The sequence below is a fragment of the Williamsia sp. CHRR-6 genome (assembly GCF_018474015.1).
Taxonomy (GTDB): domain Bacteria; phylum Actinomycetota; class Actinomycetes; order Mycobacteriales; family Mycobacteriaceae; genus Williamsia_A.
In genome coordinates, this window is record NZ_JAHCSG010000003.1 from 230,532 (window position 1) to 249,570 (window position 19,039).

The 19,039-nt window shown below is 65.8% G+C and carries 14 protein-coding genes; 5 read left to right on the forward strand and 9 right to left on the reverse strand.

Annotated features, from left to right (window positions below; all coding sequences use genetic code 11):
• Positions 1-13: 13 nt before the first annotated feature.
• The 4 genes from KIK15_RS09885 to KIK15_RS18755 are packed head-to-tail and all read right to left on the reverse strand — an operon-like array spanning position 14 to position 5,878.
• Positions 14-1,369, reverse strand: coding sequence for a BNR repeat-containing protein (locus KIK15_RS09885; RefSeq protein WP_214244052.1), 1,356 nt, complete (start codon positions 1,367-1,369; stop codon positions 14-16).
• A 13-nt stretch (positions 1,370-1,382) separates the two neighbouring features.
• A complete protein-coding gene (locus tag KIK15_RS09890) occupies positions 1,383-2,147 on the reverse strand; it encodes an enoyl-CoA hydratase/isomerase family protein (protein WP_307851816.1) in 765 nt (254 codons plus the stop codon).
• Positions 2,140-3,402, reverse strand: a complete 1,263-nt coding sequence (locus KIK15_RS09895; protein WP_214244053.1) for a CdaR family transcriptional regulator — start codon at positions 3,400-3,402, stop codon at positions 2,140-2,142. Before KIK15_RS09895 ends, KIK15_RS09890 begins: the two co-directional genes overlap by 8 nt.
• A gap of 31 nt (positions 3,403-3,433) precedes the next feature.
• Positions 3,434-5,878: an alpha/beta fold hydrolase gene (locus KIK15_RS18755; RefSeq protein ID WP_214244054.1), complete on the reverse strand. Its 2,445-nt coding sequence runs from the start codon at positions 5,876-5,878 to the stop codon at positions 3,434-3,436.
• 316 nt (positions 5,879-6,194) lie between these two features.
• Here KIK15_RS18755 and KIK15_RS09905 point away from each other — a divergent pair, with 316 nt between their 5' ends.
• Positions 6,195-7,016 (forward strand): SDR family oxidoreductase, encoded by an 822-nt coding sequence (locus KIK15_RS09905; protein WP_214244055.1) that lies wholly within the window; start codon positions 6,195-6,197, stop codon positions 7,014-7,016.
• Positions 7,017-7,079: 63 nt separating this feature from the next.
• On the opposite strand, the gene fgd is transcribed toward KIK15_RS09905, so the two are convergent.
• The 4 genes from fgd to KIK15_RS09925 all read right to left on the reverse strand — a co-directional run bounded on the left by fgd (position 7,080) and on the right by KIK15_RS09925 (position 11,674).
• Positions 7,080-8,102 (reverse strand): glucose-6-phosphate dehydrogenase (coenzyme-F420), encoded by a 1,023-nt coding sequence (fgd, locus tag KIK15_RS09910; protein WP_214244056.1) that lies wholly within the window; start codon positions 8,100-8,102, stop codon positions 7,080-7,082.
• Between the two features lie 866 nt (positions 8,103-8,968).
• The gene (locus tag KIK15_RS09915) at positions 8,969-10,306 is read right to left on the reverse strand and encodes a cell wall metabolism sensor histidine kinase WalK (RefSeq protein WP_214244057.1); all 1,338 of its coding nucleotides are present in this window, start codon (positions 10,304-10,306) and stop codon (positions 8,969-8,971) included.
• Complete coding sequence (locus KIK15_RS09920) at positions 10,306-10,986, reverse strand: response regulator transcription factor (RefSeq protein ID WP_214244058.1); 681 nt, start codon at positions 10,984-10,986, stop codon at positions 10,306-10,308. Before KIK15_RS09920 ends, KIK15_RS09915 begins: the two co-directional genes overlap by 1 nt.
• Positions 10,987-11,008: 22 nt before the next feature.
• On the reverse strand, positions 11,009-11,674 hold the full coding sequence (locus KIK15_RS09925; RefSeq protein ID WP_214244059.1) for a DUF5666 domain-containing protein: 666 nt from the start codon (positions 11,672-11,674) through the stop codon (positions 11,009-11,011).
• 103 nt (positions 11,675-11,777) lie between these two features.
• On the opposite strand from KIK15_RS09925, the gene KIK15_RS09930 reads away from it, so the two are divergent.
• The 4 genes from KIK15_RS09930 to KIK15_RS09945 all read left to right on the forward strand — a co-directional run bounded on the left by KIK15_RS09930 (position 11,778) and on the right by KIK15_RS09945 (position 17,163).
• Positions 11,778-13,082 carry a DUF1800 domain-containing protein gene (locus tag KIK15_RS09930; protein WP_214244060.1) on the forward strand — a complete coding sequence of 435 codons (1,305 nt, stop codon included), beginning with the start codon at positions 11,778-11,780 and terminating at the stop codon, positions 13,080-13,082.
• A 30-nt stretch (positions 13,083-13,112) separates the two neighbouring features.
• Entirely contained in the window at positions 13,113-14,360 is a 1,248-nt protein-coding gene (locus KIK15_RS09935; protein ID WP_214244061.1) for a DUF1501 domain-containing protein, read from the forward strand.
• An 89-nt stretch (positions 14,361-14,449) separates the two neighbouring features.
• On the forward strand, positions 14,450-16,348 hold the full coding sequence (locus KIK15_RS09940; RefSeq protein WP_214244062.1) for an ABC transporter ATP-binding protein: 1,899 nt from the start codon (positions 14,450-14,452) through the stop codon (positions 16,346-16,348).
• A gap of 62 nt (positions 16,349-16,410) precedes the next feature.
• Entirely contained in the window at positions 16,411-17,163 is a 753-nt protein-coding gene (locus KIK15_RS09945; RefSeq protein ID WP_214244063.1) for a DUF2127 domain-containing protein, read from the forward strand.
• A 93-nt stretch (positions 17,164-17,256) separates the two neighbouring features.
• Here KIK15_RS09945 and KIK15_RS09950 read toward each other — a convergent pair whose 3' ends face one another.
• Positions 17,257-18,996, reverse strand: a complete 1,740-nt coding sequence (locus KIK15_RS09950; protein ID WP_214244064.1) for a TIGR03767 family metallophosphoesterase — start codon at positions 18,994-18,996, stop codon at positions 17,257-17,259.
• Positions 18,997-19,039 lie beyond the last annotated feature (43 nt).

A 19,039-nucleotide genomic window follows, 5' to 3' on the forward strand; every position in this document is an offset into this window, starting at 1 on the left:
GCGGCATCGGCGATCACGCCCCGACCGCGAGATCGATCACCCGTAACGGAGAACGGCCGGCTTCTTGTCCAGGCTCCTGGAACATCACCGACAGCACGCCCGAACGCAGCCGGGACCTGTCGACGGTGCATTCGGTGAACGAGTCGACACCGGCGCCGTCGAACACGATCGACCAGTCCAGCCAGTTCGCTGCGGCCGACGCCGCCGCGACACGTCCGTCCGGGAGCACCGCGTAGGCGGTGTCGTCCTCGGCGATCACCAGCTGGGTGCGCCCGAACCGTCCGGACTGCACACCCAGTTCGGTTCGTTGCCAGGTGTGTGCGACGCGCACGAGGTGCACCGGACGCGCGTGGTCACGGCGCTGGGTCACGAAGTCGCTCACCACCGGACGTGTCTGCGGCGGCACGTAGCTGATCATGACATGGGGTCGACCGGCGGAGTCGACGGCTTGAGACTCCTGGTTGATCAGCGCGTGATCCGGGCCCAACGCATCGACGACATGACCTGGGGTGCCCCAACTCACCACAAGATCACCTCCGGTCCGCGCCGCGAGCTCACCACCGTCGGTGTACCAGGTGGACCCCAGATCATCGGAGTACACGTATCCGGTGTCGTGATTGGCCAGGCCACCTGGATCACTCAGAACCGTTCCGCCACGTGCTGATTCGCGCCAGGTGAAGGCGGCGTGTAGTCGCCCGTTTCGGTCGAGATCCAACCCGTGCAGGTAGGCGTTACGGGTGTGGTTGGTCCGCCCGTTGGGAGCCACGTAGCGACCGGTGGAACCGGTCCAGGCGCCTCGAGTAGTCCACTTCGACTGTGTCGGATCGTATTCGGCGAGCTCACACACGCCGCCGCCGGAGTGCCCGGTGCGGTAGGACAGCAACAGTCCACCGGCAGGCGTGCCCACGAACTGCGGATAACTGATGCCCCCGAGATCGACGCCACCGAGCGTGCGTTGCACCACCGCAAAGGATTCCCGACCCCACGGCGCAGCACCGTCGACGAGATGTGGATGCGACACCGTGTAGTAGACGGGCGTGTCATGGGTGTCCATCGCCACGTGCAGGCGTCCGTCACCGCGGGAGACCCCCAGGGAGATGGTGTTGTGTGAGTCCACCGCCGAGAGATCATGATCGAACGCAAAGGTCTGCCATGGGCCGACCGCGTAACCCTCGACCGCACGCCTGGACAACCGAACCCCACGATCGCTGCCGTACCAGGCGGTGTATTGATGACCACCCGCGGTCACCAGCGAATCACGTTGGAAAGATGCGACATTGGGGACACCGCTATAGGTCACCTCGAACAGCGCTGACTCGTCGAGCACGGTGATGCCCAATGTGGTCAACGTCGGACACGACCGCGACACCGGAGCACCTGAGCTACGAGCCGGCGATCGCGGCTTGACCGTCCACCCCACGGACCGCCGATCGCAGGGCGGCCGCGGTGGCGGCGTACCGAGACGCCTTGATCTCGCCCAGCGTGCGTCCCCGCGTGTTCTGGTGGGCCCGGGCATGATCCAGTGCGGCCGGTAGCACCTGATCCAGAGGCGTTGCTGCGTCGACGATTCCACGCGCGGCCGCCTCGGTGCCGCCGTAGCGTCGGCCGGTCATCAGCAGTTCGTGGCCCACGCGCACGGGCACCCGGTCGGCGACGAGCATCACGCTGCCAGGGGCATAGCTGGCTCCGATGGTGACGCCCGGCATGCAAAGGTAGCCGCGATCGGCTCGCATCACCGCATGGTCGTGGGCTATCGCGAACAGCGCACCCGCACCGAAGGCGTGTCCAGGCACCGCCGCCACCGTGGGCATCGGGAAGGTGAGGATGCGGGCGAGCAAGCGCTGCACCGATTCCACATAGGGATCCACCTCGTCGACATGCGACAGCACCCATGCGGTGTCCAGACCGGTGGAGTAGAACTTGCCTGCCGATGTGGTCACCAGTGCGGCCGGACCCTGCCCGGCCTCCACCTCATCGAGCAAGGCGTTGATCTCGGCGACTTGATCGGGGCCGAAGACGTGTTCGTCGTCGGTCACCTCCACTGCGCCGAGATGCAGCACGAACACAGAGTCGTCGCGGGTGAGGTAGGCCACCACCGGCACACTACCGTTCGTCGGCGGCGATGTCCGGTTCACACGGTCAGTCACGCACCGTCCTGAGTTGCACGACCAGCAGCGCGGCAGCGACGTCGATGGGTCGCTCCGACAGCGGTCGGGGCAGCAGTTCGTCGGCCCGACGCAGTCGACGCTCCACAGTGTTGCGGTGGGTGTAGAGCCGTTGGGCGGCGCGGGTGGTGTTGAAACGTTCCTGCACCACCGTGACGACGGTGGAACGCAACATCGGATCGGCGGTCTCGAAGGCGCCCAACGTATCTCGGACAAACGAAGACATCCGCACCGGATCGGCCGACATCAGCGAAACCAACCGTACCTCGTCGTAGGTGGCCACCCGACGAGGCGAGGCCAACGCGGCCAGCACCTGCTGCGCCGTGAGCGCTTCGAGATGGCTGGTACGGAACCCCTCCACGCCGCGCCCCGCGCGGCCCACGGTCACCCGGACGTCGGGATGGGCGGCAACGGCTTCCCGCACCGCATCACCGTCGGGGTGCGAGGCGGTGGGAAACCACGTCCACACAATGGCCGCCCCCGCCACCACCGTCAGCCGCCGCCGACACCCGAACGACCGCATCAGGTCCTCAGCCGCCACATCGAGTTCGGCTGACAGATCATTCGACGGCACCCACAGCACGGCAGCCAGATGAGGTCCGGTCAACGCGTACCCCAGGGCGTACTCGGCGCGGTCGGCCGGGACGGGCGCACCGGAGACCAGCAGGCTCGCCGTCTCCAAGCGCGTGCTGGCCGAACCGCGGGTCAGCTCCTCCCGTTCGGCCTCGATCGCCACTTCCACCGAGTGCACGGTGTCGTCGATGAAGCAGTTCAGCGACAGGCTGGTCACCGAGAGCACCTCGACCAGGGTCGCCGGATCTGGTGCGACATCGACACATTCACGCACCCACTCCTGCCAGGCGATCTGCTGCCCGGCCCGCCAGCTGGCTCGATCGGCGTCATCGAGTCCGCGTCGCACCAGGTCGCGGGCCAGATCAAGGGATTCGGCCCCGAGGTAGGGCACCACCCGTTCACCGGGCGCGCTGACGTTCGACGACAACCATTGCAGCGCATTGGCTTCGCTCACCGAACGGTCTGCGGTGGACAGCGCCGGATCTGATCGCAGCCCATCGGGCGAGGCCGACTGCGACGCTTCGAAGAGCGCGTCGACGAACTCCTGCTCGCGGGTCAGCAACCGTTCAGCGACGCGCCGGATCACGCGGCGGGCCGCGTCTGACACCTCCGGCCACGACAGGCTCACCGGTGCAGTATGCACCTCGGATTCGTCCACGCTCATCTCTTGGATCCAACCCGGTCGCCGGATGAACTCAGGCCGTCACCGATTCTTTCGTCGGTGTCGTTGTCGCCGCGGAGCGCAGATGGCCGTCGAGCAAGCCGATGATCCGCGCGGCGACCGCTGCGTTGAGGTGGTGGCCCATGTCCTCGATCACCTCGTGGCGGGCGCCGGGAATCGCCCGGGCGGTGGCCGCGCCGCCGCTGGCCGCGACCATTCGATCCTTGTCGGCGTTGATCACCAACGTAGGCGCGGTGATTCGACCCAGTTGCCTGGTGCGATCGCCCGACGCACCGATCGCCCCGATCTGGCGGGCGTCGCCGCGACCTCGAAGTTCACCGGCACCTCGATTCCACGCCCTTCTCGCCCAGGCGGTCTCGGTCTCCTCGACGATGGGGTAGGCGCTGCGCGACCCGATGTGCTTGAGCAACGACACCTGCGCCTTGGCGAACTCGGAGATGTTGCTTGGAACCGGCGCCAACAGGCGCGGCAACGTCGACTTCGCGGGCTGCCCCACGTCCCGAGCGCCGGTGGTCGACGCGATGGAGGTCAGCGAGCTCACCAGATCCGGGTGCCGCACAGCCAGGGTCTGAGCGATCATGCCTCCCATAGATATCCCGATGACATGCGCGCGGTCGACACCGATTGCGCGCAGCAGGCCAGCTGCGTCGTCGGACATGTCCTCAAGGCTGTACGCACCGTCAGGAGCGGTGCCGCGCAACATGTGCAACGGGTTGGGCATCGGGCTGTCGTTCAGGTGCGTGGAGCGCCCGCTGTCCCGATTGTCGAACCGCACAACGTGATAGCCGCGGTCGACGAGGTCGCCGACAAAGCTCTCCGGCCACGACGTGAGGTCGAGCCCGAGGCCCGGCACCAGCAGCACCGGCTCGCCCGACGGATCGCCGTCGGTGCGATAGCACAGCGTGATCCCGCGACCGACGTCGGCAAACGAGTCAGCCGCATCGGTGTCAGAGCCGGACCGTGCAGGGCCGGTACCGAAGGTGAGGTCGGGGTCGGTCACGTCGCCACGCTTGTAGATGTCGGCGTCGCCGGGATAACTCATCGACATCACCCACGGATATGCGTCGCCCTGCCGCGGCTGCTGGTCGAGTACTCGCTGCACGTAGCCCGCGCTGAAATCCATGAGCGGACGCGTCTTCATCCCCTCCGGTAGCTCGGGAACAACTGTGGTGTAACCCAAGTCGTCCATGTAGGACAGCAGACGCACGAAGTATTGCGACAGCAGACCCACTTTCAGGGTCCACGATCCGTGCGTGTAGCCGATCAGGAACGCCAGGTTGGGAATCCCCGAGAGCATGTTGCCTTTGAAGGCAACGGTCTCCGACAGCGTGATGGGCTTGTCGTCGACGCTGATCTGCATGCCGCCGAACAGTCGCACGTTGAGACCGGTTGCGGTGATGATGATGTCGGCGTCGAGGTGCTGGCCTGAAGACAGCTGGATGCCGGTCTCGTCGAAGGTCTCGATGGTGTCGGTGACCACCGAGGCGAGACCACTGGTGATGGCCTCAAAGTAGTCGCCACCGGGGCTGGCACACAGCCGCTGATCCCATGGGTCATACGGCGGGTTGAAGTGGGTGTCCACCGGGTACTGGTCCGGCAGCGCGCGCCGGTTGACCCGCCGGATGTAGCGACGCATGGTCTTGGGAAACTTCTGCCCGAGTTGAACATTGGCCGACTCGAACCACACCTGGAACGCTCGGATGGCGGCGTAAGCCTTGTCCCTGGGCAGCACCGCGCGCAGGGTGTCGGAGATACGGTCCCGCTTGGGGACGGGCATCACGTAGGTGGGGGTGCGTTGCAACTGGACCACGTGGGCGGCGCCCTGCAGGTTCGGGATGAGGGTGACCGCAGTGGCGCCGCTACCGATCACCACGATTCGCTTGCCTCGGTAGTCGAGGTCTTCGGGCCAGTGCTGTGGATGGATCACCTGGCCGCGGAACCGATCCCGGCCGGGGAAGTCGGGGGTGTAGCCCTGGTCGTAGTTGTAGTACCCGGTCGCGTTGAGCACGAACGTCGCCGTCATCTGCACGCGTCGGCCGGTGTCGACCTCTTCCACGTCGACGACCCACAGCGCATTCGCGCTGGACCAGTTGACCGCGACGACCTTGCGCTGATACCGGATGTGCGGCTCGATGCCGTACTTGTGTGACACCCCGCGCATGTAGGTGAGGATCTGCTGGCCGTCGACGAGGACGGTGTCCTCGAGCCAGGGTTCGAACTCGTAGCCGAAGCAGTGGTGATCGGAATCCGACCGAATACCCGGATACTTGAACAGGTCCCAGGTTCCACCCGAGGCGGCACGCCCCTCGAGGATGACGAAGGACTTACCAGGAAGGTCCTTCTTGAGGTAGTAGCCGGCCCCGATGCCGCCGAATCCAGCACCGACCACAACCACATCGTGGTGCTCGACAGCGTGTGCGGCGGCGGGTGTCTCCGACGAGGTGGTGGTTGCAGACATCGGTGCTCCTCAGTGTTGACGACGTGGGGGGATCGGGATGCGTGCCCTCCACTCTCAATGACTCAGGTCACTCTCGCCACGTCACTTTGCCTCGTTTCGAGGCTGAGAGTGGTGCACTGCGCCCCATCACGTGGGCAACCTCGACGAAAGCACAGCAACCGCGCAGCGATCGGATGACCGATATACGGCGATTGGCCGGGGCGCTGGTGCACTGTGCCACGCAAGTGACCTGAACGTGGTGCGAAGCGACATCGTCGCCGCGGGGGTCAGGGGATCACTCTCATTGAATCCGCGCGTCATCAGAGAGGAACTCCTCATGAACAAGTTCACCGGGAAAGTCGCCGTCGTCACCGGGGCCGGCTCAGGCATCGGGCGCGCACTCGCGGTGGGCCTGGCCCAGCGTGGCGCCCGACTGGCCCTGGCCGACGTCGACGAGGCGGGCCTGACCGAGACCGTCAAGGCACTCCCGCACACCGAGGTGATGACCGCGAAAGTCGACGTCTCCGATCGGCATTCGGTGGCAGACTTCGCACGCGAGGTGAAGCAACGGTTCGGTGTGGTCCACCAGGTGTACAACAACGCGGGTATCGCGCCGATCTATCAGACTGTGCTGGAACAGGATTACCGCGATTACGAACGCACATTCGCGGTCAACCTGTGGGGCACCATCCACGGCACCAAGGAGTTCCTGCCACACCTCATCGAGTCCGGCGACGGCCACGTCGTGAACATCTCCAGCCTCAACGGCATCATGGCCGAGAGCGGAATTGGTCCATACGCCACAACCAAGTTCGCGGTCCGAGGCTTCACCGAGACACTGCGCGTGGAGATGCTCAAAGACAAGCTGCCGGTGAAGGTCAGCATCGTTCATCCTGGCGGGGTCAAGACCAACATCTCCCGCGAATCTCACGTCGAAGGTGTCAGCGCCGAAGAGGCTCGCCGCGCCAAGATCTACGAAGAGCAGCTCTACACGTGGACACCTGCACAGGCAGCCGAGCGGATCCTGACCGATGTGGCCCGCGGAAAGGGGCGCATCTGTTTTGCCCAGACGCGCTGGGTTGATCCGATGGTCAGGCTGTTCCCCTCGTCCTACCCGCGCCTGGCGGTCTGGCTGGAGAAGCGGTTCTTCGGCAGCTGAGCCGCTGCGCGACCCCGGAGATCCGTTGCCCGCCTTGATGCCTGCGCGGCGACAATCCCACCCTCACACGGCGACGCTGAGGCCGCGTAACCGCGGAGCGAGGTCCTTCTCGAAGTGGGTGAGGAAACGACGCTGATCGTGCCCGGGGGCGTGAAACACCAGGTGATTGAGTCCGGCGTCGGTGTACTGCTTGACCTGTTCGACTGCCTCATCGGGGTCGGAGGTGACAATCCAGCGTTTGGCTACCTGCTCGATGGGAAGCTCGTCGGCCAGGCGTTCCATCTCGGTGGGGCTGGACACAGTGTGTTTCTGCTCGGCAGTCAGTGACAACGGCGCCCAGAACCGTGTGTTCTCCAGGGCCAGTTGCGGATCCGGGTCGTACGAGATCTTGATCTCGATCATCCGGTCAATCGCCTCGAAGCTGCGTTCAGCCTTCGCCGCGCCCTCCTTGACCGCGGGGATCAGCTTCTCGGTGTAGAGGTCCATGCCTTTGCCTGAGGTACAGATGAAGCCGTCGCCTGCACGCCCGGCGTATCGCGCCACCACCGGACCACCCGCGGCCACGTACACGGGAACGGGTTGTTCGGGGATGTCATAGAGGAAGGCATCTTTGGTCGTGTAGTAGTCGCCCGCGAAGTCGATGTGATCGCCGGTCCACAGCTCGCGCATCAGGGCGATCGCTTCGCGCAGACGCGCGAAACGCTCCTTGAACTCGGGCCATTCGCCGGTGAAACCGGTGGCGTATTCGTTGAGTGCCTCACCGGTGCCCACGCCCAGCATGATGCGCCCCGGGTACATGCACGCCATCGACCCGAACGCCTGCGCCAGCACGGCGGGGTTGTAGCGGAACGTGGGCGTCATGACCGAGGTGCCGATCTGGACGCGTTGGGTGCGCTCACCCACTGCCGCCATCCAGGTCAGCGAGAAGGGAGCGTGCCCGCCCTCGTGGCGCCACGGCTGAAAGTGGTCGCTGACGGCCACCGAGTCCATGCCGGCTTCCTCGGCGGCCACCGAGATCTCCACCAGCTCACGGGGATCGAACTGCTCGGCCGAAGCCTTGTACCCCAGCCTGAGTTCCTGCGTCATTGCGTCTCTCCTCAACCGCGAGCCGTCGCCCTGTGGACCGGACGTTGACATCCAATCTAGCGACCGAGCGCCCGCTCGGTCCACAGGGTGAACCGTACGGGGCCAGCACCGGCGCTTGCGAATCGCCGTGAAGGGCGTCGGACTCCGCAAGCTGCGCCAGAACGCATCCGAACTGATTCGCGATGTCGAGTCGCGCGGGGAGATCTCCATCATCGTCGCTGGTCGAGCGACCACTCGCACGCAGCCTCCCGCGCGCCACGTGCGGCGAAGTTTCGACGACATCGCGCCACTTTTCGGCTGTGCGCAGAAACCCCGACCGCCTCAACATCCGAGATCCCATCACAGACCTTCGCAGCCACGACCAGCCCGTGGACGCGATGGCGGTATGACGCATGCGACCGAACTCCCGCACAGGCGTTCGGACTGGATACTATGCCGAGGAACCGAACCGGCCCGGTGGCCGTCTCAGCAGGGAACGGTTCGCCATCGCGGATGCCCTCCCCGTCGGGTCAGTCGCACAAATGGAGATGTGGTGGCGAGTACGCCCGACGATTGGGTAATGGTCATTTACGAGAGCGCCCAAGGGCAGCCATCAATTTCGGTCGGGTCACCGTGCTTCTGAAAAATCCCAGGTCAACAATTCGATGAGTTGGCCCGATACGTTCACCCGATCAAGGTGACCACTGGGCCACTTCGCACGGTCGGGCGGTGGCGGTCATCGCTGGCTGTGCCGAAGAAGCGCGCGTTCGGGCAGCGTCCGGGACTTGGCCATCCCAGACGAATTCGATGCGCCCCTCCCGCACCGCGAGCTGGCCGCATAGGGATCCCACCTCACGACCCAAGTGCCACCAGGATCGATCGACCCGTCAGCGCGGTAGCCACAGACAGAACACCGCACCGCTGCTGGGGCCGGTGGAGTCCAGGCAGGTGAGGTCACCGCCGTGGGCTCGCGCCAGTCCACGAGCCACCGCCAGCCCCAATCCGCTTCCGCCGGTGCGACGATCGCGGGCATCGTCCAAGCGCACCAGGCGTTCGAAGATGCGTTCACGATCGGCCGGGGCGACACCCGGGCCGGTGTCGGACACCAGCAGGCTCACCGCGTGCGGTTCGTCGACCACCGACACCCGCACCGACCCGCCCGGCGGGGTGGCCTGACACGCGTTGTCCACCAGGTTGGCCACGATCTGACTGATCCGGCTGGCGTCCACCGCAATCGGTGCAGCAGCCCCGTGTACCTCGATCGTCAACTGCGGGTACAGAAGTCGCACCCGTGCCACCTGTTCGGCGGCCAATGCACCCACATCCGTCGGCGCCGGGGTGATGGCGATGCCCGAATCGATCCGGGCCATGTCGACCATGTCGTCCACCAACCGACCCGCCCGGCGGGTCTCCTGAACCAGCAATAGACACAACTGTTCCCGCTCCTGCGCCGGCATGTCCGGCGGCGCCTGCAGCAGAGTCTCGGCGATGGCCTGCACACCACTGATCGGCGTCCGCAACTCGTGGCCGGCATCAGCGACAAACCGGCGCACCGCCTGTTGGGCTGCCCGCTCGTTGTGTTCAGCTCCCTCCAGGGAATCCAACATCGCGTCGAAAGCTGCTGCGGTACGGCCCAATTCGGTGTCGCGGCGCTGCGGGGTCAACCGTGCGCCACGCCGACCGGTCGCAATCGAGCGGGCCAACGCCGTCATCGCATCCAGCGGCGCCAACGCATAGCGCACTGCGATCCACAACAGACCGGCCGCGACCAACACGGCTATCGCCCCGGCGATCACCAGCCCCCACAGCAGACGACCGCGCACCCGGTCCAACAGGCGGTTGTCCACGGCGAGGGTGAGCTGGGCACCGCGTGCCCAGGCCCTGCCACCTCGCAGGGTGATGGTGCGTCGTGACTCGGTGGCATTGGGTGGCAACGCCTTCCCCACCACCGACCCATCCGACAGCACCAGCTGAGCCCGCACCGACTGCCCGTCGATACGCGCGATGAATGCCTCCGGGCGGGCCACCGTGCGAGCCAGCTGGCGGGAATATGTGGCCCGCTCGTTCAGCAAGCTGTTCACATCGCGTTTGGCTGCGACGGTGAACAGCGTGCCCGCAGTCACGATCACCACGGCGATCACAGCGGTGATGATGACACTACCGATCACCGTGACCCGAAGGCGCAGCGAATGTGTCTGCAGCCCAATCTTTTCACGGCCGATCATCATGATTCCGAATCGCGAGTCACGCCAAGCCGATATCCCAGCCCTCGCTCGGTGTGCAGCAGCCGCCCACCGTGCGCCTCCAATTTCTTGCGCAGCGCGCTGATGTGCACCTCCACCAGATTCGGGTCGTAGTGCTCGTAACCCCATACCGCGGTGAGGATCTGGGTCTTGCTCAGCACCCGGTCGCGGCGCTGTGCGAGATGATGCAGCATTCGGAACTCGGTGGCGGTCAACGTGATCGGTTCACCGGCTCGCGTCACCGTCGCCGACTCGGGGTCGATCGTCAGGTCGTCGATGTGGATCGCGGTGGCCAAGCGACCTCGCCGCCGCAGCACCGCCGCCACCCGAGCCACCAGTTCAGCCATCTCGAACGGTTTCACCACGTAGTCGTCGGCACCGTCGTCGAGGCCACGTAGACGATCGGCGACGGCGTCGCGTGCAGTGACCATCACGATCCCCGCATCGCAGCGCCGCCGCACGATCTTCAGCAGGTCAAAACCATCCGATCCGGGCAGCATCACGTCCAACAGCACTGCATCGGGCCGGAACTCGTCGATGTCGCGCTCCAGCCGCGCCCCGTCCTCGCGCGCAAGCACGCGGTGTCCGGCGTCGGTCAACGCGGCTGCGATGGCCACCCGGATGGGGGTGGCGTCCTCCACCACCAAAACCGACGTGCTCATGACGCGGATTCTGCCAGGGCGATCAGCTCGGTTGGGTGGGAGTCGACGGCGGGGCCTGCCCGGCCGGGGCTGTCGGCTTGGGGGTCCGCTTGACCACTCGCATCGCCATCACCGTGGTCCCCTCACGCTTACCGAGCACCACGATCCGATCGCCCACCGCGAATTCGCTGCGCTGCTGCGGTTTACGCGCAGTCCCGAATGCGGTCTGATCGGTGATGTCGACAGTGAGGGTCTCCCCAGAACGGGCCTTGATGGTCCAGGTGTCACCTGTGATCGCGCTGATCTGGCCGACCGCACCCCGGGCTGCACGATTCTTTCCGTGTTTGCCGGCCTTGCCATGCTTGCCCTCGGCCATCGGCGGCCCGCCGAAATGCGAGTCCATGGCAGTGGGGCGCACCCGGTCGTGGTGGTCGTCGGGGGCGGCCGCCCACGCGATGCCACCGCCGATCAGTCCACCCACCAACAGGGCGATGACGCCCACCAGGACGAGCGGCCGTCGAGACGATCTGTCACCGGCTGACTGAGGTGCGCCGGCGCGGGGATCGGCCGGTGGCGCAGGATCGCCTGCGACCGGTGTCTCGGGCAACGCTGCGGTGGATCCGCCCTGTTCATCGGGGTAGGCACGCACTGGCTCCTCGATCGGGCGATCGATGCGGCGGGTGTCGTCGGGTTGTTCTGGATGTGTCATGACAGCAAAGCTAATCCGCGTCGAGGCGCTGAACCTGAAGGCCTTCTGAAGGTCGGATCGCAGCCCTGGCCCGCCACCTCACGCTCTGTCCACACTGGTCGGTATGAACCGTTCTGCCGACTGGATCGCCGCCGCACGTACGCTCACCCGGCTGGGTTTCGGCACCACTGCCGCCGAAGTGGACGCCACCCTCAGCGCGGGCCTGAACACCGTGGTTGTCCAACGCCTTCGCGCATCAACAGCATCCGATCCCGGGGCACAAGCCACGCCGCCACCCACCTTCACGCCGATGGCACCACTGGGCAAGTCACCGGACAGGGCCAGCCGTTCGGCAGCCAAGCGCACGGCTGCCGAGCACACCGTGGAGCTGACACGGTGGTGGCTGCATCGAATGGTGACTACCCAGAACCCGACCATCGAGAAGCTGACCCTGCTGTGGCACAACCATTTTGCCACTTCTGCTCAGAAGGTTCGAGACCCGCACGCGATGCTGGCGCAGAACCAGACGTTGCGGGCATTGGGGCGGGGGCAGTTTCGCCCGCTGGCGTATGCGATGCTGACCGACCCGGCGATGTTGAAGTGGCTGGACGGCGGCAAGAACACGCGACGCGCCCCCAACGAGAACCTCTCTCGCGAGTTCATGGAGCTGTTCGCACTCGGTCACGGTGCCGGGTACACCGAGAGTGATGTTCGCGACGGGGCGCGCGCGCTCACCGGGTGGCACATCACGCCCGCCGGAACAGCCCAGGTGCGGGCGCGTCTGCACGACAACGGGATCAAGTCCGTGCTTGGAGTGCGCGGCGACCTCGACGCGGCCGGGTTCTGTGACGCGGTACTCGACCATCCGGGCTCGGCCGCCCACGTGGCCACCCGGATGTGGCGTCAGATCGCCTCCGACACCGATCCGTCAGCAGCAACACTGCGCCGACTGACCGACGCCTACGGGTCACGCCGCGACATTTCCGCGCTGGTCAATGCGATCGTCGGCGACCCTGAATTCATTGCCACATCACGGGTTCGAAGCCCGGTGGAATGGCTGGTCGGCGCTACCCGCGCGCTGTCCCCACAGGTCCAGACCGCTGACCTGACCGCCATGGCCTTCACACTGCGTCAGCTTGGGCAGCTGCCGTTCTACCCGCCCAACGTCGGCGGATGGCCCGCCGGACAGGGCTGGCTGTCAACCGCAGCAGCCCAAACGCGGCTGCGCGCAGCCACCCGACTGGCGAGTACACCACAGAACACCACCGTCGTCGACGCCGCACCTGGCGATCGGATCGACGCGATCGCCGAGGTCCTGGGGCTGGCCGGCTTCACTGATCGCACTGCTGCAGTGTTGCGGCCCTTGATCTCACGTCCGCCGTCATTGATTGCAACGGCGCTGGTCAGTCCTGAATACCTCACCGCCTGAACACCATTGCGTCCCGAAAGGCCAGACATCATGCGAGACATCGATCGTCGCACGTTCCTCACCGGCTCCGCCGCGGTCGGCGCGCTGGGGGTCCTCGGTGGAGTCACCGCTGTCACCGTCGATCAACTGATGGCCCACGGCCGCGAACGCCCCCACATCCAGGGCGAGGGCATCGTGGTGGTGGTGACGCTCTACGGCGGCAACGATGGCATCAACACCGTCATCCCGTACGCCAACAGCGCCTACCACGACGCGCGCCCCGAGCTCGCGTACGCCGAATCCGATGTGCTGCATCTGGATTCCGATCTCGGCCTCAACCCGGCGCTGGGTGGCCTGCACGGTCTGTGGGGCAAAGGTGAGCTGGCCATCGTGCGGGGAGTCGGTTACCCGAAGCCTGATCGCAGCCACTTCCGGTCGATGGACATCTGGCAGACCGCGTCACCGGATCAGCCGGTGAACACGGGCTGGATGGGGCGCTGGCTCGACTCCACCGGCGCCGATCCACTGCGCGCGGTGAGCGTCGGATCGACGCTGCCGACATTGGCGATCGGCGAGAGATCAACTGCAGCAGCACTTCTCCCCGGAGCGGGTGCACCACCGGCCGCGTCGGTCACCACGCTGGCCGCATTGAGCCGAAGCGACCCCACCGACTCATCCGCAGCGCGTCTGGTGTGCGAATCGTATGCGGCTCAACAGCGCGCCGCCGCCACATTCGGGCCGGTTGCCGGATCAGGTCGCGCCACAACCGATCCCGACATCTCTCGCCCCACCACGCCGACCAAGGGCGTCAAAGCAGCGAAAGGCTCGTCGCTGAGTGAGCAACTCGACCTGGTGGCCCGCTGCATCCAGGCCGGCGCTCCGACCAGGATGTACTCGGTGAGCCTCGGCGGTTTCGACACCCACGCCGACGAACGTGGCACCCAGGAGACGCTGCTGGCCGAGCTCGATCACGCGCTGGCCGGTTTCGTCACCACCATGGCCGACGATCCGCACGGACGCGACGTGGTGGTGATGGCGTACTCGGAATTCGGGCGCCGCGTCCACGCCAACGCCTCACAGGGCACCGATCACGGCACCTCAGGCCCACTGTTCGTCGCCGGCGCAGGCGTGAAGGGCGGGTTCTACGGCGACGAGCCCAGCCTCACCGACCTGGACAACGGAGACCTGAAGGTGACCACCGACTTTCGCGACGTGTACGCCGAATTGCTGGGCACGGCGCTGGGTGCTGATCCGACACCGGTGGTCGGGTCGGGTCGGCGGCCGGTCGGATTCCTCTGACACGGTCGGATTTGCCGGGATTCATCTGTCGGCGAACAGCGGCGTTCTCGCATTGACCGCACCCTGTGTGCAGGGCATACGCTCACCTGATGTCCATGGAATCTGTTGCGTACAACTCGCTCTACCGCACGATGAGTTCGGCGGGACGCAACAACCGGACGCCCCGCGGCGTCAACCGCACCACTCTGCGTCGCATCCTGGCGTTCGCTGCGCCGCATCGAAGGCGGATCGCGGTGTTCTTGGTGCTGTCGGTGTTCGTGGCGGTGCTGACGGTGGCAACTCCCATCCTGGCTGGACGGGTGGTCAACGAGATCACCGGCCGCGGCTCGTCATCGACGGTCATCTGGCTGGCCGTGCTCATCGCGGTGGTGGCGGTGGTCGACGCCGCCGTGGGTCTGGTGGTGCGGTGGCTGTCGGCCACCATCGGCGAAGGCCTGATCCTGGATCTGCGACGCACCGTGTTCGATCACGTGCAGCAGATGCCCATCGCGTTCTTCACCCGCACCCGCACCGGGGCATTGGTCAGTCGGCTCAACAACGATGTGATCGGCGCGCAACGCGCGTTCAGCGACACCCTGTCAGGGGTGGTGTCCAACGTGGTCACCCTGGCGTTGACCATGACGGTGATGCTGATCATCTCGTGGCAGATCACGCTACTGGCCCTGATCTTGTTGCCCATCTTCGTGATTCCCGCACGACGGATGGGTGCACGGATGGCAGACCTGTCGCGTCAAGCCGCGCAGTACAACGCCGAGATGTCCACCCAGATGACCGAACGGTTCTCTGCACCCGGCGCCACGCTGGTGAAGTTGTTCGGACGGCCCGATGAGGAGTCGCGCGAATTCGCGGCACGGGCACGCAATGTACGGGCCATCGGCGTGGAACGTGCGATGGTGCAGGCGGTTTTCGTCACCGCGCTGACTCTGGTGTCGGCGTTGGCGCTGGCCCTGGTCTACGGACTGGGCGGATTCCTCGCTGTACGTGGACATCTCGATGCCGGACAGGTGGTGTCGTTGGCGCTGCTGTTGACTCGGATGTATGCGCCGCTGACGGCGCTGGCCAATGCGCGGGTCGAGATCATGAGCGCCATGGTCAGTTTCGAGCGCGTCTTCGAGGTGACCGACCTCATCCCCCTCATCGTCGACAAGCCCGATGCGGTGGACCTGCCTACGGGACCGGTGACGATGGCTTTCCGCAACGTGTCGTTCGGCTATCCGTCGGCCGACAAGGTGTCCCTGGCGTCACTGGAAGAGGTTGCGCAACTTGATAACCGGGGCGGCGTCGAGGTGATCCACGACGTGTCCTTCGAGGTGCCCACCGGTTCGATGATCGCACTGGTCGGCAGCTCGGGCGCAGGCAAGTCGACGCTGGCGCAACTGGCCACGCGGCTCTACGACGTCGACTCCGGGGCGGTGACGGTCAACGGACTCGACGTCCGCGACATCACCCAGGCGTCCCTGCATCGGTCGGTTGGTCTGGTCACCCAGGACGGGCACCTGTTCCACGACACGGTGCGCTCCAACCTGATGCTCGCCGCTCCACAGGCCACCGACGACGACATCTGGGCTGCGCTTCGCCGCGCCCGCCTCGACGACCTCGTCCGATCGCTACCCGATCAGCTCGACACCGTTGTCGGTGAACGCGGCTACCGACTGTCCGGTGGCGAACGCCAACGGTTGACCATCGCCCGGCTGCTGCTGGCGGCACCGTCGGTGGTGATCCTCGACGAGGCCACCGCCCACCTGGATTCCACCTCGGAAGCCGCTGTGCAGGAAGCGCTTTCAGAGGCGTTGGCGGGTCGAACATCGATCGTCATCGCGCACCGACTGTCCACGGTGCGGGCGGCCACCGAGATACTGGTCCTCGAGGACGGGCGGGTCATCGAGCGCGGTACCCACCCCACGCTCTTGGCGTCGGGTGGACGCTACTCCGAGCTGTACCGAACTCAGTTCGCCGACAAAGAGACCAGCCCCGCACACGCAACGTAGCGGTGCCACTGGCGCGATCGCTAGGGTTGTGACATTCGTACGGACGAGAAGACGAGGGGTTCATGGACTGGTCTCTGCGCGCGTGCAGCCGACGGGGTCACGCGACTTACGACCCTACCGACCATCCAGGACTGCGCGACCGTCTGCACGTGACCACGGCCGCCGGCGAGGCGTGGCGTTGCCTGCGCTGCGGGGTGTTCGCGGTCGGAGAGCCACGCGGGCGCGGACCCGCCGACGAGGCACCCGACATCGCCGGTGGTAACGCTGCGCGTGACCGCGTGGTGTTGCGGCTGCTGGCGGTCGAGCGAGGATTGCGTGGCGTGGTTCTGCTTCTCGCTGCGTTCGCGGTCATCCAGTTCCGAAACAAGCGCGAGTCGGCACGCCACGTCGTCGACAAAGAACTTCCGCTGCTGCGGCCGCTAGCCGATCAACTCGGTTGGAACATCGACGATTCCAAGATCGTCCGGCTCATCGAGTCGAGTTTCACTCTCAGCTCCACCACACTGGTCTGGATCGGCGTCGGCATCATCGTTTATGCCGCGCTGCAGCTGATCGAAGCCACCGGGCTGTGGCTGATGAAGCGGTGGGGCGAGTACTTCGCCGTCGTCGCCACCAGCATCTTCCTCCCCCTCGAAATCTACGAACTGACCGAAAAGGTGACGGTGCTGCGCATCCTGCTGCTGGCGGTGAACATCGCGGCCGTGGCCTGGTTGGTCTGGAGCAAAAGGCTTTTCGGCGCCAACGGGGGTTCGAAGGCATACCAGGGAGAGCATCATGCCAACAGCCTGCTCACCGTTGAACGCGCCGCAGCCTGAACCGTCGATTCGCGCAACTTCCGCCCAGTCGACGGGGACTACCGCCCAACCGACGAGGATTACCGCCCACTCGACGGGTCGGGTGCGGGCGGGTCAGCGCGGTGAGGTGAGCAGCAGCTCCACGTTGTGGTCGAGCGGACCACCGAGTCGGCTGGGTTCACGGCCGATGTCGTTGTAGGAGAACTCCCGGTACATCGACGCCAGCCCAGTGACCGAATGATCGCTGTAATCAACCGAATACGGGGCCGCCGACTCGATCAGCGTGGCGAAGAGCGACAGCGTCCCGTCCTTGTTGTCACACACCTCCACGATGCGAGCGTTCTGAGGGAAGTCGATGTGGGACGCGGTGTTGATCTCCCAGAAGCTCTGCGCTGCAGTCCTTCCCCGGTGTGGGGTAATCTTGTTCTGATGGGTGTGCCCGTTCACCCAGGCCACCACGTTGGGGAACCGCTTGAAGAACTCGACCAGATACTTGCCGGTGAACCGCGCTTCCAGCGGATGCTCAGGGTCGGGGATGGGCAGTTCCATGGTGGTCGAGGTGTGGTGGCTGAACATGACGAACAGCGTGTCGTCGGCGGCGTGGGTCACCTTGCGGCCAGTGGCATCGTAGTAGGTGCGCGACCCCCGGGTGAGCAGCCGCTCGATCCACCGCAGTTGCACGTCCCCTATCGAACCGTCCACGAAGCCTGCATGATTGGTGGTGTCCATCGAGATACCCACCACGCCAGGCGCAATGGGGAACGAGTAGTACGTGATGCCCGATGTCGGTGCGTCTGAGGCGAACCCGTGGCCCACTGGGCCGGGCCCGGTGTAGCGCGGCTTGAGATGTTCGGCCATGTACTGCCGCGTGGTGAATGGGCGCCGACGGGCATCCGGTGTCACCGCGCGCACCGGTCCCTTGGTCATCAGCTCGCCGAACAGGCGGGGCACCGCGGCGGGGTCGGTGCGAAACGCCGCCGAGATCCGATCGATCTGCGCTTGACCGCTGGGCACGTCGATCTTGGTGCCACCCACGTAGAACTCGTCGATGAACCCGATGCCACTGGGTGCGGTGCCCTGCACGCTGTCGTCGTGGTTGCCGAACACGCTGTACCAGCGCATCTTCAGGCCCGGACTGGTGATGGGTGTGATGGTCGAGGCCAGCAGTCCGGGGATCTGCGGGAAGCCACGGCGCTTGTAGATGTCTGCCATCGGCGACTCGGCCTGCCAATACAGGGCCGAACCCCAGACCTGCACGCCCTCATACCGATTCGGGTCGCCGGTCGAGGGCCGTAGGGTTCCCCCCGACAGCAGCGTCAACATCCAGTCCAACTCGGCGAACTCGTGGTTGTCGGTATTGTCGCCGGTGGACACCAGACAGTCGAATGCTCGTCCCGAGAACGGTCCTCCCGGCAGCGAATTGATACGTTGCACCAGGGTGATCGCACCGTGGGTGGTCATCTTCTCGTGCGGGCGAAACGCCGACCCGTTGTCCAGGTGGATGAACTCGGCGCGTACCGGGCTCTCGGCGTCGACGATGTGGATGTCGGTGGTTTGCACGATGGAGGCCACGCCCACCCGACGATCGTCGCGACCGGGTTTGGCCGGGGCCAGCTCGGTGCGCACCACCAGCGGCCAGGCGGGTCCGGCCACGATGCGCCGATACCGCTGGGGGCCAGTGGCCTTGGGTACGCCGACCGCTTCCAGCGTGGTGCCCGCCGTCGACACGGCACGCGACTCGACGGCGGGGTCAGCGAAGGCGGTGGGAGACCATCGGGGCAGCGCACCGGCGGTAGCGGCGACTCCCAGCACTCCCGAGGCTTTGATGACGCTGCGGCGAGACAGATTGACCATGCGCCAGATTGTGCATCAGATGCACACATTGCGGTGTCTGAAT